This window comes from Nocardia sp. NPDC004718 (genome assembly GCF_053601535.1).
Window position 1 is genome coordinate 1 of record NZ_JBSGCA010000147.1, and the last position, 1635, is coordinate 1635.

A 1635-nucleotide genomic window follows, 5' to 3' on the forward strand; every position below is an offset into this window, starting at 1 on the left:
CCAGCCGCGGTCGACGACGAGCTGGGCCAGTCGTAGACGAGTACGCGGGGTCAACGCTGCGTTAGCGTGGGACACGAAGGCCTCCGGATCGGTGAAGCGGTGAATTCGACAGCTCCACTTCACCGCCGGAGGCCTTCACCAGTCACACAGGCTCACCGTTCCAAGCCGGTACAACCTCCCTGGACATCACAACTAGCCGGCTTCAGCACTAACCCGGCACTCAACTCACGGGTCTTCGGGATCGCCCCGGCGGCACCAACATTGGCGGTTGCCGGTAACACCTCGGCGTTCAATCTCGGCATTAGCGTCGGACCGTGGCTCGGCGGGATTGCGCTCAATGCAGGGCTGGGCTACCCGGCGGTGGCGTGGATCGGTGCGTGCCTCGCCGCCGTCACGCTGGTGCTGCTCACCATCGAGACCAGGCTCACAAAAGCTCATTTCCACCGCGCCGCATCAAGTTCCGCAACACTGCGCAGCCATCTGAACACGCTTGACACTCCATCCACTTTGAACCGTCCCGAAGTTCGATCTAGGGCCAGAGTCGTTCGACTGGCTTGAATATCTTCGAAGAGGGACCGATTCGAGCGGAACCGGTCGAACTCCCCGGTTCCGCTTCAACAAGTGCAGTACACCCCTACACCGCCCACCCGAAACGGGAACACCCTGGCCTCACCCTGCAACGTGAGTGCAGTACTGTCCGTGTCCGGCTGAGCCAACGAGGAGCTCAGAACTTCTGTTCGTCGCGACCGGTGCGGCCGTGATCGGGATGGTGGCGTAAGCACCAGGCAGCCCGTCATATTCGATGAGCGAGGCGCAGCCAGCGCCGTCGCAGCGCCACCAGATACTACTGTCTCGATGCTGCGGTGACCGATACAATCCAGGTCTCGACCGTCAAGGAACTGACACCCCTTCTTGGTGACCGGATGGGGGTCTGGTTCGGACGGGGGCCGCGACAGCTACAGGGATAGACAGATGCCGTGCGACACCGGAGTCTTCCTGGCCGGTACTGTCGCGGACGATGGTGCGGATCGACCTGAACAATGTGGTGTCGATCGATTGATTTGGTCACACTTTCGAGTTTTCACAAGTCCGAGTGCCACGAACCGCCAGTCCAGCAACGACCTCAGCACCGCCCAAGCAAAAAAAGAGGAGCCGGAGTTCGTTGCCACGGGGACGCCGTCCGGTCCGCGAGCAGGGGCTGGAGTATCTCGGTGAATCTTCTAGAATCCGCTGACAGCCTGACGCTTTGCGCGTGATCGTGATCCAATGGATCCGGCACTCACTCCGACCATCGAGTGCGCAACCCCCTCGGTAAGGTACCACCTTCATCCTTGCAGCTCACAGGCGGGGCTGTTACGCATCCGCCACACACTGTTCATCGCCTTCAGCGGCAAATACGCAGCAGCTCGCCCTCCACCCGGTCGGGGTCCTGTTAAGGATCGTGTCAGACATCCCAGGAGCTTGGATGTCAAGGGAAGTCAGGCAGCGAGGTGTTGGTAGCGGTGTGACCAGGCTGTTTCTTGGCTGTAGGGGGTTTTGATTTTCAGGCAGCCGTGCAGGATGCCCACGAGCCGGTTCCCGAGCTGGCGGAGGGCGGCGTTGTGGTTCATCTCCCGGCCGCGTAGTTCCTGGTAG

At 61.2% G+C, this 1635-nt stretch carries 1 pseudogene; it reads right to left on the reverse strand.

Annotated features, from left to right (window positions below):
• Nucleotides 1-1478: 1478 nt before the first annotated feature.
• A pseudogene (locus ACWEH3_RS36015) lies at nt 1479-1635 on the reverse strand (IS110 family transposase); the annotation flags it as partial.